Source organism: Streptomyces sp. NPDC005070 (assembly GCF_053600395.1).
This window is the reverse complement of the sequence record NZ_JBSFZS010000054.1, coordinates 14029-28571: the sequence shown is the minus strand read 5'-3', so window position 1 is coordinate 28571 and position 14543 is coordinate 14029. Positions and strand designations below refer to the sequence as shown.

At 67.9% G+C, this 14543-nt stretch carries 12 protein-coding genes; 4 read left to right on the top strand and 8 right to left on the bottom strand.

Annotated elements, in window-relative coordinates; translation table 11 throughout:
- Positions 1-144: 144 nt before the first annotated feature.
- The 3 genes from ACWEBX_RS19875 to ACWEBX_RS19865 form a co-directional block, all read right to left on the bottom strand.
- On the bottom strand, positions 145-570 hold the full coding sequence (locus ACWEBX_RS19875) for a DUF6113 family protein (RefSeq protein WP_451886144.1): 426 nt from the start codon (positions 568-570) through the stop codon (positions 145-147).
- Complete coding sequence (gene mshB / locus ACWEBX_RS19870) at positions 567-1475, bottom strand: N-acetyl-1-D-myo-inositol-2-amino-2-deoxy-alpha-D-glucopyranoside deacetylase (protein ID WP_451886143.1); 909 nt, start codon at positions 1473-1475, stop codon at positions 567-569. The genes ACWEBX_RS19875 and mshB overlap by 4 nt, the downstream gene beginning before the upstream one ends.
- Before the next feature lie 129 nt (positions 1476-1604).
- Entirely contained in the window at positions 1605-1799 is a 195-nt protein-coding gene (locus tag ACWEBX_RS19865) for a hypothetical protein (protein WP_037620693.1), read from the bottom strand.
- Positions 1800-1986: 187 nt separating this feature from the next.
- Here ACWEBX_RS19865 and ACWEBX_RS19860 point away from each other — a divergent pair, with 187 nt between their 5' ends.
- On the top strand, positions 1987-4116 hold the full coding sequence (locus ACWEBX_RS19860) for a prolyl oligopeptidase family serine peptidase (protein WP_451886142.1): 2130 nt from the start codon (positions 1987-1989) through the stop codon (positions 4114-4116).
- A 241-nt stretch (positions 4117-4357) separates the two neighbouring features.
- Here the strand turns inward: ACWEBX_RS19860 and ACWEBX_RS19855 are convergent, their stop codons facing one another.
- Genes ACWEBX_RS19855 through ACWEBX_RS19835 form a run of 5 tightly spaced genes read right to left on the bottom strand, consistent with a single transcriptional unit; the run spans position 4358 to position 10010 of the window.
- Positions 4358-5419: an ABC transporter ATP-binding protein gene (locus tag ACWEBX_RS19855; RefSeq protein WP_451886141.1), complete on the bottom strand. Its 1062-nt coding sequence runs from the start codon at positions 5417-5419 to the stop codon at positions 4358-4360.
- Positions 5400-6386: an ABC transporter ATP-binding protein gene (locus ACWEBX_RS19850; RefSeq protein WP_451886140.1), complete on the bottom strand. Its 987-nt coding sequence runs from the start codon at positions 6384-6386 to the stop codon at positions 5400-5402. The genes ACWEBX_RS19855 and ACWEBX_RS19850 overlap by 20 nt, the downstream gene beginning before the upstream one ends.
- Before the next feature lie 5 nt (positions 6387-6391).
- Positions 6392-7414 carry an ABC transporter permease gene (locus ACWEBX_RS19845; RefSeq protein ID WP_451886139.1) on the bottom strand — a complete coding sequence of 341 codons (1023 nt, stop codon included), beginning with the start codon at positions 7412-7414 and terminating at the stop codon, positions 6392-6394.
- Complete coding sequence (locus tag ACWEBX_RS19840) at positions 7407-8330, bottom strand: ABC transporter permease (protein WP_451886138.1); 924 nt, start codon at positions 8328-8330, stop codon at positions 7407-7409. The genes ACWEBX_RS19845 and ACWEBX_RS19840 overlap by 8 nt, the downstream gene beginning before the upstream one ends.
- A 54-nt stretch (positions 8331-8384) precedes the next feature.
- Positions 8385-10010 (bottom strand): peptide ABC transporter substrate-binding protein, encoded by a 1626-nt coding sequence (locus ACWEBX_RS19835; RefSeq protein WP_451886137.1) that lies wholly within the window; start codon positions 10008-10010, stop codon positions 8385-8387.
- A gap of 563 nt (positions 10011-10573) precedes the next feature.
- Between ACWEBX_RS19835 and ACWEBX_RS19830 the strand changes: the two genes are divergently transcribed.
- The 3 genes from ACWEBX_RS19830 to ACWEBX_RS19820 all read left to right on the top strand — a co-directional run bounded on the left by ACWEBX_RS19830 (position 10574) and on the right by ACWEBX_RS19820 (position 14521).
- Complete coding sequence (locus tag ACWEBX_RS19830) at positions 10574-11602, top strand: ABC transporter permease (RefSeq protein WP_382787770.1); 1029 nt, start codon at positions 10574-10576, stop codon at positions 11600-11602.
- Between the two features lie 77 nt (positions 11603-11679).
- The gene (locus ACWEBX_RS19825; protein WP_451886136.1) at positions 11680-13440 is read left to right on the top strand and encodes an ABC transporter substrate-binding protein; all 1761 of its coding nucleotides are present in this window, start codon (positions 11680-11682) and stop codon (positions 13438-13440) included.
- 100 nt (positions 13441-13540) lie between these two features.
- Positions 13541-14521, top strand: coding sequence for an ABC transporter permease (locus tag ACWEBX_RS19820; RefSeq protein ID WP_451886135.1), 981 nt, complete (start codon positions 13541-13543; stop codon positions 14519-14521).
- The last annotated feature ends 22 nt before the right edge of the window (positions 14522-14543 follow it).

Here is a 14543-nt window from a genome sequence, read left to right as displayed (position 1 = left end):
TGGCTCCGCCGCCCGTTTACTCGACCTCATCTCGGGCAGCTCGGCGGCGCGCACCACCATACTGGCCATGTCCGGCCCGCAAACCTCGACCGTGCAGGAATCTCGCGCGGGACCCGCACGGGACCGACACGGCGAAGTGGTACGTCACTTGCCAAGTCGGGCACCGGAAGGGCCTGGTTGCCGCCCCTGGCCGAGAGTGGCGCACATCACAGCCACGGCCATGCCTCCGAGCAGGAAGAGATACGAGACGACGCCCGCGCCGAAGAGGAAGTCCCCTTCCGGGCGGCTGGCGGTGAGCAGGACGACGGCGACCACCCAGCCCGCCGCGGGGGCGACGGCTCCGGCCCGGGTGCCCGCCGCCCGCGCGCCGCCCAGGAAGAGTCCGGCGGCGCCCGCCAGGGCGAGCAGCAGCCCGAACGGGAACCAGCCCGGCTGTACCAGCGCTCCGGCGACGCCGACCACGGCACCGAGCAGAAAGAGCCCCAGGTAGGCGGCGATCCGCCCGCCCGAGGGGGGCTTCAGCGGCTGGGCGAGCATGCTTCCCCCGCCGCGCTGTCCGTTCGAGCTCATCGCGGATCCGCCCCTCGCCCGGTCGTGCCGGTTCCCTCGAAAAGGTCTCGCTCGCGCGCCGCGGGGCGCGGGGCGCCGGCCAGTTCGTAGTACTCGGTGGTGAAGAGCGGCTGGGCCAGCTCGTTCGAGAGGACGAACCAGGGTCCGTCCACGGTGATCTGGGTGGCGTGCGCCCGCATCGCGGCGGCCTTGGCCGTGGCGTACGCGGTGCCGTCGATCTCGGTGGTGACGGTCGCCTCGTCGACCACGCCCGGTACGTCGTCGACGGCGGCGCTCCGGTCGAACGGCAGGTCGGGCAGGGCCTCGCGCAGGCGGGCGAACGCCTCCTCGGCGACGGGGCGCGGCACCCGGTTCCAGTAGGTCTTGGCGATCCGCCACGCGCCGCCGAGGTCGGGGCGGTGGGCGGGATCCGCGGCCAGCTCCGCGGCGCGCACGGCCACGCGATGGGCCCGGATGTGGTCGGGGTGCCCGTACCCGCCGTCGGGGTCATAGGTGACGAGCACCTGGGGGCGCACCTCGCGGATCACCTCCACGAGGTGATCCGCGGCGTCGTCGACGTCCGCGGCCCAGAAGGCGCCGGGGCGGTGGTTCTGCTCGGCGCCCATCATCCCGGAGTCGCGGAACCGCCCGGGGCCGCCCAGGAAGCGGTGGTCGGTGACGCCCAGCTCCTTCATGGCCGCGCTCAGCTCGCCGGTCCGGTAGGGACCGAGTCCGCCCTCGCGGTCGGGGGCGAGATGGGCGAGTTCGGGCGGAATGACCTCGCCCTCCTCGCCGAGGGTGCAGGTCACCAGCGTCACCTGGGCGCCCTCGGCCGCGTACCGGGCCATGGTCGCGCCGTTGTTGATCGACTCGTCGTCCGGGTGCGCGTGCACCAGGAGCAGACGCCGGTCGGGCAGTTCCGTCATGGAACCCACCCTACGAGGCCCGGGTCCCCCGCCGTCCGGCGGCGCGGACCGGTCCGTTTCGAGGAGGCCGGACGGGGCAGGCGGGGAGCGGGAGCCGGACACTCTCCCCGCCCACGGTCCCGGGGCGGATCAGAACTTGATGCTGCCGATCATGCCCGCGATGTTCGTGGTCAGATCGCTGATCGTGGGCGCGATGGTCGAGGAGGCGAGATAGAAGCCGAGCAGCATGCAGACGACCGCGTGCCCGCCTTTCAGTCCTGACTTCTTGATCAGAAGAAAGACGATGATCGCCAGCAGCACCACCGCCGAAATCGAGAGTGCCACGGCGGCTCACCTCCAAAGTTCCCAGGGACTTGGGGTCCGGTACGGGGTCGGGCACGAGGGGTCGGTCCATCCAAACTTCAGCCGGCAGGTTCCTACCCACACAGCGCTAGTGATCATAACTATCCGTACGCGCGCATCGATCGGCGCACGGCCGCACAAGGGGGCGCATGGCCAATATGGTCGACGCATGACGAACGAGCCTCTCTCCTTCCCGCGTCGGTACGCCCGCACCCAGCGGTTCACCTCCGGCGCGCCGCGCGCGTTCACCGTGTCCCCCGACGGTTCCCGTGTGGTGTTCCTGCGGTCCCCTTCCGGTACGGATCGGGCCAACCAACTGTGGGTCCTCGACGTACCGGAGGGCCGTGAGCGGGTCGTGGCCGACCCCGCGGCCCTGCTCGGCGGAGCCACCGAGCACCTGTCCCCCGAGGAGCGGGCGCGCCGCGAGCGCAGCCGCGAGGGCGGCGCGGGCATCGTCGGGTACGCCACCGACGCAGCCGCCGAGTTGGCCTCTTTCACCTTGTCAGGGCGGCTGTTCACGGCGGAGCTGCGGGCGGGCACGGCGCGTGAACTCCCGGTCTCCGGGCCGGTGATCGACCCGCGCCCCTCCCCGGACGGCACGCTCGTGGCGTACGTGTCCGGGGGCGCCCTGCGCGTCGTCGGGGCCGAGGGCGAGGGCGACCTGGCCATCGCGGAGCCGGAGCCGGCCGGGGGCCGGGGGACGGTCTCCTACGGACTGGCCGAGTTCATCGCGGCCGAGGAGATGGGGCGTTCGCGCGGCTTCTGGTGGTCGCCCGAAGGAGACCGGCTGCTCGTCGCGCGGGTCGACGACACGCCCGTACAGCGCTGGTGGATCTCCGATCCGGCCCACCCGGAAGCCGATCCGCAGCGGGTCGCCTATCCGGTGGCGGGCAGCCCCAACGCCGAGGTGCGGCTCTTCGTGTTCGGGCTCGACGGGGTGCGCACCGAGGTGTCCTGGGACCGGGCGCGCTACCCGTATCTGGCACATGCGCACTGGTCAGCCGCGGGTGCGCCGCTGCTTCTGGTGCAGGCGAGGGACCAGCGCAGCCAGCTCTTCCTGGCCGTGGACCCGGATTCCGGGGCGACCCGGATGGTGCACGCGGACGAAGATCCAACTTGGCTTGATCTTTTCCCTGGAGTGCCGTGCTGGAGCCCCGGCGGACAGCTCGTCCGGATCGCCGACGAGGGCGGCGCGCGCGTCCTGGCGTTCGGCGAACGCCCGCTGACCGGAGCCCAGTTGCATGTCAGGGCGGTGCTCGACGTCTCGGCCGACGACGTGCTGGTCGCGGCCTCGGCGGGCGAGGGGGCGAGTTCCCCCGAAACGGGTGAAGTACATGTGTACCGGGTGAACGAACTCGGCCTGGAGCGCGTCTCGCAGGAGCCCGGCGTGCACTCGGCCGTACGCGCCGGGGGCGTGACCGTGCTCGTGTCGTCGGTGCTCGACCAGCCGGGCGCCCAGGTGCAGGTGCTGCGCGAGGGAAAGAAGACGGCGACCATCTCCTCGTACGCCGAAGATCCCGGTTTGTCCCCGCGCGTGACGCTCACACAGGGGGGCGCACAGAAAATCCCATGCGCCGTGCTTATGCCTACCGACTACGACGGTGACACTCCCCTGCCCGTCCTCCTGGACCCCTACGGCGGTCCGCACGGCCCCCGGGTGCTGGCCGCGCACAACGCGCACCTCACCTCGCAGTGGTTCGCCGACCAAGGTTTCGCGGTGGTCGTCGCCGACGGACGCGGCACCCCGGGGCGCTCCCCCGCCTGGGAGAAGGCGATCCGCGACGACCTGACGCTCTCCCTCGACGACCAGGTGGAGGCGCTGCACGGTCTCGCGGAGCGCTTCCCGCTCGACCTGTCCCGGGTCGCGATCCGCGGCTGGTCCTACGGCGGCTGGCTCGCGGGACTCGCCGTGCTGCGCCGCCCCGACGTCTTCCACGCGGGCATCGCGGGGGCCCCGGTCGCCGACTGGCGGCTGTACGACACGCACTACACCGAGCGCTACCTCGGCGACCCGGCGACGAACCCGGCGGCGTACGCGAAGAGTTCACTGGTCACCGACGAGGGGCTGGCCGCGCCCGCGGACGCGCACCGGCCGCTGATGATCGTGCACGGCCTCGCGGACGACAACGTGGTGGTGGCGCACGCCCTGCGGCTCTCCTCCGCCCTGCTCGCCGCCGGCCGCCCCCACGAGGTCCTGCCCCTGTCGGGGGTCACCCACATGACCCCGCAGGAGACGGTCGCGGAGAACCTGCTCCTGCTCCAGGTGGACTTCCTGCGACGCGCCCTCGGTCTGAACTGAGCACCAGACTCCACCGAACACCGCGGCCGTCGATCGAGGAACCACGACGAAACACCGGCCACCTCCGCGAGGGCGGCGCCGGTTCAGGCGCAAAAGGTACGAGCCGGGGTGACATGGCGACACCCCGGCTCGTTCACGGCACCCGCACGGCCGTACGTTGTTCACCTTGACGCGTCCGTATATCGGTACCGCTTCCGTCAAGTTGCCTGCGTGTTAACGAAGTTTGCTCAGGTTTATGCCGCTATGCCGTTCCGTCGGACGGCTCCTCGGGCGGCACGACCTGCTTCTCCTCGGCGAAGTGACAGGCCGAGTCGTGGGCGGCCGGACCCTCGACGAGCCGGAACTCGGCCGGCACCGCGAGCAGCGGCACCTCGAGCGTGCAGCGTTCCTGCGCCTTCCAGCAGCGGGTGCGGAACCGGCAGCCGGACGGGATCTTCGCGGGCGAGGGCACGTCCCCGTGCAGGATGATCCGTTCCCGGTGCTCCCGGGCCTCCGGGTCCGGCACGGGCACCGCGGACAGCAGCGCCTGGGTGTAGGGGTGCGTCGGGTGGTCGTAGATCTCGACGTCCTTGCCGGTCTCCACGATCCGCCCGAGATACATCACCCCGACCCGGTCGGAGATGTGCCGCACGATCGACAGGTCGTGCGCGATGAAGACGTAGCTGAGCTCGAACTCGGCCTGGAGCCGGTCCAGCAGGTTGATCACCTGCGCCTGCACGGAGACGTCGAGCGCGGAGACCGGCTCGTCGGCGACGATGATCTCGGGCCGCAGCGCCAGGCCCCGCGCGATGCCGATGCGCTGGCGCTGGCCTCCGGAGAACTGGTGCGGATAGCGGTTGATGTACTCCGGGTTGAGCCCGACCACGTCCAGCAGCTCCTGGACCCTGCGCCGCCGGTCGCCCTTCGGCGCGACCTCGGGGTGGATGTCGTAGGGCTCCCCGATGATGTCGCCGACGGTCATGCGCGGGTTGAGCGAGGTGTACGGGTCCTGGAACACCATCTGGATGTTGCGGCGCACCGCCTTCAGCGCCTTGCCGGACAACTGGGTGATGTCCTCGCCCTTGTACTTGATCGCGCCCTCGGTCGGCCGCTCCAGGTTGACCAGCATCTTGGCGACCGTCGACTTGCCGCAGCCGGACTCGCCGACGATGCCGAGGGTCTCGCCGCGGTCGAGGTGGAAGTCGACGCCGTCGACCGCCTTGACGGCCCCGATCTGCTTCCTGAACAGGATCCCCTGGGTGAGCGGGAAGTGCTTGACCAGTCCGCTGACCTCCAGCAGCGGCTCAGTTGCGGCTTGAGTCATCGAGGCACTCCCTCCAGAAGAAGCAGGCGCTGCGGCGGTCCGCGTCGACCTCCGCGAGCGGCGGCACCTCGGTGCGGCAGATGTCCTGGGCCATCGGGCAGCGCGGGTTGAAGGCGCAGCCCGGCGGGATGTGCATCAGGTTGGGCGGCAGGCCCTTGATGGCGTAGAGCTCCTGGCCCTTCTGGTCGAGCCGGGGGATCGATTCCAGCAGGCCCTTGGTGTAGGGGTGGGCGGGCGCCTTGTAGATGTCGTGGACCGGGGCGGTCTCGACGATCCGGCCCGCGTACATCACCGCGATCTTGTCGGCGACGTCCGCGACCACGCCGAGGTCGTGGGTGATGAGGATGAGCCCCATGTGGAGCTCGCGCTGGAGTTCGGCGAGCAGGTCCATGACCTGGGCCTGCACGGTGACGTCGAGCGCGGTGGTCGGTTCGTCGGCGATGATCAGGGCGGGTTCCAGGGCCAGCGCCATGGCGATCATGATGCGCTGGCGCATACCGCCGGAGAACTGGTGCGGATAGTCCCGCACGCGCTCGGCGGCCCCCGGGATGCGCACGTGCTCCATCAGCTCGATCGCCTTGGCGCGGGCCTCCTTGCGTTTCATCCCGCGGTGCACGATGAACATCTCGCCGAGCTGGTCCCCGACGCTGATGACGGGGTTCAGGGAGGACAGCGCGTCCTGGAAGATCATCGCCATCTCGGCGCCCCGGACCTTGCGCCGCTCCTCCTCCTTGAACTTCAGCAGGTCCTTGCCCTGGAAGAGGATCTCGCCGCCGGTGATCTTCCCGGGCGGCATGTCGAGGATGCCCATGATCGCCTGGGCGGTCACCGACTTGCCGGAGCCGGACTCGCCGAGCACGGCGAGCGTCTCGCCCTCGTCGACGCTGTAGTCGACCCCGTTGACGGCCTTGGCGACACCGTCCCGGGTCCTGAACTCAACGTGCAGATCACGCACTTCGAGCAGCACGGCACTCACCTCAGCTTCGGGTCGAGGGCGTCGCGCACCGCGTCGCCGAGCATGATGAACGCGAGCACGGTGATCGCGAGCGCGCCGGCCGGCCACAGCAGCATGTGCGGGGCCTGGCGGATGTACGCGGAGGCCGAGGAGATGTCGATGCCCCAGCTCACCGTCGGGGGCTTGAGACCGACACCCAGGTACGACAGCGTCGCCTCCAGCGAGATGTACGTGCCGAGCGCGATGGTCGCGACGACGATCACCGGCGCGACCGCGTTCGGGGTGATGTGCCGCAGCATCATCCGCGAGTTGGACGCGCCGAGGGCGCGGGCCGCGTGGACGTAGTCGTTCTCCTTGGTGGTGATGACCGAGCCGCGCGCGATACGGGAGACCTGCGGCCAGCCGAGCAGCACCATGAACCCGACGACGGGCCAGATCGTGTTGCTGGTCACCACGGAGAGCAGGACCAGACCGCCGAGCACGACGGGGATCGCGAAGAAGATGTCGGTGATCCGGGACAGGACCGAGTCGCCCACCCCGCCGTAGAAGCCGGCCAGCCCGCCGAGGAACGAACCGAGGAGCGCGACCCCGAGCGTGGCGAGGACACCGACGCTGATCGAGACGCGGGTCCCGTACACGGTCCGGGTGTAGACGTCGCAGCCCTGACCGTCGTAGCCGAAGGGGTGTCCGGACTGCGAGCCCTCCTGCGCCTTGGAGAGGTCGCACTTGAGCGGGCTCTGGTCGGTGATCAGGGAGGGCCAGATCGAGATGACGACCAGGAAGACGATGACGAGTCCGGAGATGATGAAGACGGGGTTGCGGCGCAGGTCCCGCCAGGCGTCGGACCACAGGGAGCGGGGCTTCTCGCTGGGCCCCGTGCCCTCCGGTCCTCCTGGTGTCTTCTCCAGGGTTTCCGCTTCGCTCGATCCGAGGTCCATGGTGCCGCCGAAGCCGGTCGGTGCGATCGCGAGGTCCTCCGGCGGCGGACCTTCGGGGCCGTGGTGGAATTCCTCTTCCTCGTACGGCGGCTGCTCAGGCATAGCGGATCCTCGGGTCGAGTACGGCGTACAGAAGGTCGACGAGCAGATTGGCGACCATGAAGATGAGGACGAGGATCGTCACGAAGCCGACGACGGTCTGGGTGTTCTGGCGCACGATCCCCTGGTAGAGCTGGTAGCCGACACCGTGGATGTTGAAGATCCGCTCGGTGACGATCGCGCCGCCCATGAGGGCGCCGATGTCGGTGCCGATGAAGGTGACCACCGGGATCAGCGAGTTGCGCAGCAGATGCCTGATGGTGACGCGGCGCCGCGGCAGGCCCTTGGCGACGGCCGTGCGGACGTAGTCGGACCTCTTGTTCTCCGCGATGGAGGTCCGGGTCAGCCGGGTGACGTAGGCGAGGGAGACCGAGGCCAGCACGAGGCCCGGCACGATCAGCTCGCCGAACGTGGCGTCCGCGGAGACCGACGGCTTGATCCAGCCCCATTTGACGCCGAGCAGGAGCTGGGCCAGCAGTCCGGTGACGAAGGTCGGCACGGAGATGACCACGAGGGTGAGCAGCAGGACGCCCGTGTCGACGGGCCGGCCGCGGCGCAGACCGGTGATGACGCCGAGCGTGATGCCGATGACGATCTCGAAGAAGATCGCGACGAGCGTCAGCCGGATGGTGACCGGGAAGGCGGTGGACATCAGCTCGGTGACCGGCTGTCCGTTGAACGCGGTGCCGAAGTCACCGGTGAAGATGTCCTTCAGGTACAGCAGGTACTGGACGAAGACGTTCTTGTCGAGGTTGAACTCCTCGCGCAGCTGGGCGGCCGTGGCGGGGTCGCACTTGCGCTCACCGCACAGGCCCGCGATGGGGTCGCCCATCACGTTCACCATCAGGAAGATGAGCAGTGTGGCGCCGATGAAGACCGGGATCATCTGCAGCAGTCGCCGGATGACGTACCGTCCCATGAGTGCTCCGGAGAGAGAGGAGCGGGCCCGCCGTAACGGGCCCGCCGAGTCGGCTCAGTTGACGGTGATCTCGTTGTAGACGGGCACGCTGAACTGGTTCAGGGCCACGTTCGAGACCTTGTCCGAGTAGCCGGCGCTGCCGTTCTGGTACCAGAGCGGGATGGCGGCCATGTTGTCCCGTACGACCCCCTCGGCCTGCTGGAACAGCTTGATCGCCTTGCTGGTGTCGGTCTCCGCGTTCGCCTGGTTGACCAGGCTGTCGAACTGCTTGTTGGACCACAGGCCGTCGTTGGACGAGGCGTTCGTGTAGTACAGCGGCTGGAGGAAGTTCTGGATCAGCGGGTAGTCCATCTGCCAGCCGGCCCGGAACGGACCGGGCATCTTGTGCTGCCCGATCTGGTTGCGGAAGTCGGCGAAGGTGCCGATCGGGTTGCCGACGCAGGCCTTGTCGTTGCCGAGGGCGTTGTTGATCGAGTTGCAGACGGCGTCGATCCATTCCTTGTGGGAGCCGGTGTCCGCGTTGTACGAGAGCTTGACCTGGCCGCCGGGCAGACCGCCGCCCTCCTGGACCATCTTCTTGGCCTCGGACGGGTTGTAGTCGCAGTACTTGCCGCACAGGCCTTCCTGGAAGCCGCCCTTCTCGCCGAGCACCGGTGAGGTCCAGTCGCTCGCGGGCGTCCGCGTCTTCTGGAAAATGGTGTCGGTGATCTGCTGGCGGTTGATCGCCATGGACAGTCCCTGACGGACCTTGGTGGCGCCGCTGGTGTTCCACTTCGGGTCGTAGAACGGGAAGGCGAGCGTCTGGATGATGCCGGCCGGGGTGTTGATGTACCGGCCGTTCAGGTCGCTCTTGGCGTTCTTGAGCTGGGCCGCGGGCACGTCGTCGACGAGGTCGAGGTTTCCGGCCAGGAGATCGTTGTAGGCGGTGTTGTTGTCCGTGTAGACCTTGAGGGTCACACCGTCGTTCTTCGCCGGGTCGTCACCGGGGTAGCCGTCCCACTTCGTCAGGGACATCTGGGAGCCCTTGGCGTAGCTGTTGATCGTGTACGGGCCGTTGCCGACGGGCTTCGCGACCCAGGCCGCGTGGTCGCTGAAGAACGCCTTGGGCAGCGGCGAGAAGGCCGCGTAGCCGAGGGTGTCCGGGAACGTCGAGAACTTCTGGGTGAGCTTGACGGTGAACGTGTTGGTGCCGGTCACCTTGAGCCCGGACAGGGTGTCGGCGCTCTGCTTGCCCGTGTCGGGGTGCGTCTTGTCGTAGCCCTCGATGTATCCGAAGAAGTACGCGTTCTTCTGGTTGTTCTTCAGGCTGGCGCCGTAGTTCCAGGCGTCGACGAAGGACTGGGCGGTGACGGCCTCGCCGTTGCTGAACTTCCAGCCGTCCTTGACCGTGATCGTGAAGTTCTGCGAGTCCGAGGTCTCGATCTTCTGGGCGAGCATGTCCTCGGCGGCACCGGTCTTGGCGTTGTACCGCTTGAGGCCGCGGAAGATCATGTCGAGGACCTTGCCGCCCTGCACCTCATTGGTGTTCGACGGTTCCAGCGGGTTCTGCGGGTCGCCCCAGGAGGCGCTGACCGTGCCGGAGCCGCTGCTGCTCCCGCCCCCTCCGCCTCCGCAGGCGGACGCCGCCAGGACTACCGCCGCCGCGCATGCGGCCCATTTGGCGTGCGTGGCTCCACGCATGGAGTGCCTCCTCAAGAGTGCGCTGTGCCGCCGGCGCCGGGGTCGGGCTCGAACGTCCGGCTCCGGTGCGGTGTGCCTTTAGGGCCCAATATCTTCCTATATAGGGCAGATCGCACATTTACCCCACCCTTCCGAGTGGCGATCCATCCGGAAGGAGGCACCGGCGGCCCGTCCGAACGGGGGCAGGAAGGAGGCATTCCGGACGGTCCGTCAAATGATCTTGACCTTCGGCGCAGACGATCTTGACCTTGCGCGCAACAGATCTCCACCGTTCGATGCGGAACTGTTGATTCCAGTGCACGAGATGTACGCATTCCGAGACTCTGGCGTCCGGATAACGAACTCATTGCCCGTTTCGCCCTGTTGGTCCGAATCCGGACACAGAACGGCCACAGTGCGCTACACGCGTAGTTACGCTGAGGTCAACCAGAGGCAAAGAAAGTAAAGACAAGACCAAGGCGACCGAGATTTTATTGACCTTGCATGAATTGCGTTGAAAAAGTCCGGCGTAGCCCGTAGGGAGCGCCCTGCGGAGCCCTTGACCCCCTCGGGCCTGGAGCATCATGACCCCCCCTACTCCATCCGCGGCCGCCCCACTTGAGGTGACCGACGAGACCGGCAAGACCCCGGCTTCGTCTTCCACCCACAAGGGCTCGGAAAGTCGCTCCCCCGGACGACTCGCCTGGACGCGCTTCAAGCGCGACCGCACCGGTGTCGTCTCCGCGTACATCGTGGTCTTCTTCTTCGTCATCGCGATCTGCGCGCCGCTCATAGCCAAGCTGTACGGGAAGAACCCGTACGAGCAGTACGGCCAGGAGACGGACGGCCTGCTCAACGACTTCGCCTTCCCGGTGAAGCCCAACGGCGGCATCGACGGCAGCTTCTGGTTCGGCATCGAGCCCCAGCTCGGACGTGACGTCTTCACCTTCCTGCTGTACGGCATCCGCACGTCGCTGATGATCGCCACCGCCGCCACCCTGCTCACCACGGTGGTCGGCGTCGTGATCGGCATCACCGCGGGATACCTCGGCGGCAAGACGGACTACTTCGTCGGCCGGGTCATCGACATCCTGCTGTCGTTCCCGTCCACGCTGTTCTTCATCGCCTTCATGCCGGTCGTCTACGCGCTCTTCGTACCCTTCAACGAAGAGGTCCCGACCTGGCTGCGGGCCACCTGCCTGATCCTCGTCCTCTCCGCCTTCGGCTGGGCCTCCATCGCACGTCTGCTGCGGGGTCAGGTCCTTGGTCTGCGCGAGCGCGAGTTCGTCGAGGCGGCGAAGGTGACCGGCGCGTCCTCGCGCCGCATCGTCTTCAAGGAACTGCTGCCCAACCTCTGGACACCGATCCTGATCCAGTCGACCCTCATGCTGCCGGCCTACGTCACGGCCGAAGCGGGTCTCGCCTTCCTCGGCGTCGGTATCCAGGACCCGACCCCGGACTGGGGCGTCATGATCCAGCGCGGTGCCGGCTTCTACACGGAAGACATCACCTTCATGATCTTCCCGGGCGTCTCGATGATCATCTTCGTCCTCGCCTTCAACCTGCTCGGAGACTCGGTCCGCGACGCACTCGACCCGAAGTCCAAGCGCTGACTTCCACCCCCAGTACCGGTCATAGCCGTCCGGCTGGTTACCCGTCTCACATTCACCCACCACTAGGCAGGTAAGCCATGTCCTTTTCCCGCAGAAACTTCCTCATAGCCACTGGTGTGGCCGCCGGTGCCACCACGGTGCTGAGCGCCTGCAGCAGCGGCAACAGCGGGACCGGCAGCAACAAGGCTCCGTCCGTGGCCAAGGCCAAGGCGGCCACCATCACGGTCGGCACCAAGGCGGACTCCACCGGAGCGGCTCCCGAGGTCCCCGGCGCGGTCAAGGGCGGCACGATCTACACGCTCGACCAGATCGACTGGGACCACCTGGACCCGGCGCAGCTCTACTCCTCGTACGAGGGCGCCTGCTCGGTCCTGTTCCTGCGCGGCCTGACCGGCTACAAGATCGACTCCAAGGGCGGCACCACCCTCGTGGGTGACCTCGCCACGGACGCCGGCACCGCGGCCGACGGCGGCAAGACCTGGTCCTTCACGCTGAAGGACAACGTGAAGTGGGAGGACGGCGCCGACGTCACGATCGAGGACGTCCGCCACACCTTCGAGCGCCTCTTCGCCTCCTTCGTCACCCAGGGTCCCCGTTACCCGCAGGGCTGGCTCATCGGCGGCGACAAGTACAAGGGCCCCTACGGCGGCAAGCACCTCGACTCCATCGAGGTCAGCGGCAAGACCATCACGTTCAAGCTGAAGGAGGCCCACGCCGACTTCAACTTCATGGTCGCCATGCGCGGCTTCTCCATCGTGCCCAAGAAGCACGACACCAAGGAGAAGTACGACAAGCACCCGCTCTCCTGCGCCCCGTACAAGATCGAGAGCCGCAGCATCGGCAAGGGCGCGACCCTGGTCCGCAACGAGCACTGGGTCGCCGAGACGGACCCGCTGCGCAACGCGTACCCGGACAAGTTCGTCTTCCAGTTCGGCTTCCAGTCGCTGGCCTCGACGGACCGCTACATCGCGGACAACGGCAACGACCAGTTCACGCTGTCGCTGCTCAACGAGGTCGCCCCGGAGCGCATCCAGAAGGTCATGACGGACCCGACGCTCAAGAAGCGCGTCCTGACCCAGGTCGACACCACCTGCTACTACTTCGCGATCAACACCAAGCGCGTCACCGACGCCAAGGTGCGCCAGGCGCTCAACTTCGCGTGGCCCTCGAAGCAGCTCCAGCAGATCCGCGGTGGCTCGCTCTCCACGGCGACCGCGACCACGATCATCAGCCCGCTCACCCCGGGTCACAAGGACTTCGACCTCTACGAGAAGAAGACGAAGCCGATGGGTGACCCCGAGAAGGCCAAGGCCCTTCTCAAGGACGCCGGCAAGACGGGCCAGACCATCGTCGTCGCCATGCAGCAGTCGGACAACGCGGTCAAGCAGGCCGTCGCGATCAAGACCGCGCTGACCAAGGCCGGCTTCACCCCGGTCGTGAAGCAGGTCGACAAGACCTCCTTCTACAGCCAGATCGGCCAGCTCGACAACGAGTACGACATGTTCGCCGCCGGCTGGGGCCCGGACTGGCCGGCCGGTTACGCGGTCATCCAGCCCTGCTTCGACAGCAGCCAGATCGCCGACGGTGGCGTCAACTGGCCGCAGCTGAAGGACGCGAGCGTGGACAAGGCGATCGCCGCCGCCACGATCGAGCCCGACGCGAAGAAGGCCGCCACGATGTGGGGCGACATCGACGAGCAGATCATGCAGCTCGCCGCCGTGGTTCCGGACTACAACCCGATCCGCAACTACTTCCACGGCTCCAAGGTCGGCGGCGTGATCTACGACTCCGGCAACACCTGCATCGCACTGGGCAAGGTCTACGCCGCGAAGGCCTGATCCTGCTTCGGGGCGGCGGCCACCGTGCCGCCGCCCCGGCCCCTCTCTCGACCCCCTCCCCACACTCCCGGCGACGGCGCCCCGTCCGGAAAGTCACGCCATGCTCCGTTTTCTAGTCCGCCGTGTTCTCGGCGCACTTGTGATTCTGCTGATCATCAGCGCCGTCACCTTCATGCTCTTCTACGCGATCCCGCGTGACCCCGCCCGCATGGCGTGCGGAAAGGTCTGCACCAAGGACCTCCTGGAGCAGGTCAGGGTGAACCTCGGTATCGCCGATCCGCTGCCCGTGCAGTACTGGCACTGGCTGGAGGGCATCTTCGCCGGGCGTGACTACGGCGGCCTGGGCAACTGCAACGCCCCCTGCCTCGGCTTCTCGTTCACCAACCGCGAGCCCGTTCTCGGCACGATCATGGACCGTCTGCCGACCACGCTCTCCCTCGCGTTCGGCGCCTCGATCTTCTTCCTCATCATCGGTGTCGGCACCGGCATGATCGCCGCCGTCAAGCAGGGCAAAGCCGCCGACAAGATCGCCAGCTCGTTCTCGCTGATCGGCTCCTCGCTCCAGATCTACTTCGTCGGCTACATCGCGATGTACTTCCTGGTCCAGCAGCTCGGCATCCTCGAGCAGCCCTCGTACACGCCGCTCACCGACAACCCCGGAGCCTGGGCCGGCGGCCTGCTGCTGCCCTGGCTGACGCTGTCAATCATCTTCACGGCCAACTACACCCGTATGACCCGCTCCCAGCTCGTGGAACAGCTCAGCGAGGACTACGTGCGCACGGCGCGTGCCAAGGGCCTGTCCCGCGGCGCGGTGTTCTTCCGCTTCGCCTGGCGCGGCGCGATGGGCCCGATCGTCACGATCTTCGGCATCGACCTGGGCACCCTGATCGGCGGCGCCATCATCACCGAGTCGGTCTTCAGCCTCCAGGGCATCGGCAAGCTCGCCGTGACCGCCGTCGAGGCGAACGACCTGCCGATGCTGCTGGCCGTGACCTTGGTGGCCTCCGGGGCGATCGTCTTCTTCAACATCATCGTGGACGCGGTCTACGCCTTCATCGACCCGCGGATCCGGCTCGCCTGACCCCGGCGCCCCCGCGCCGCCC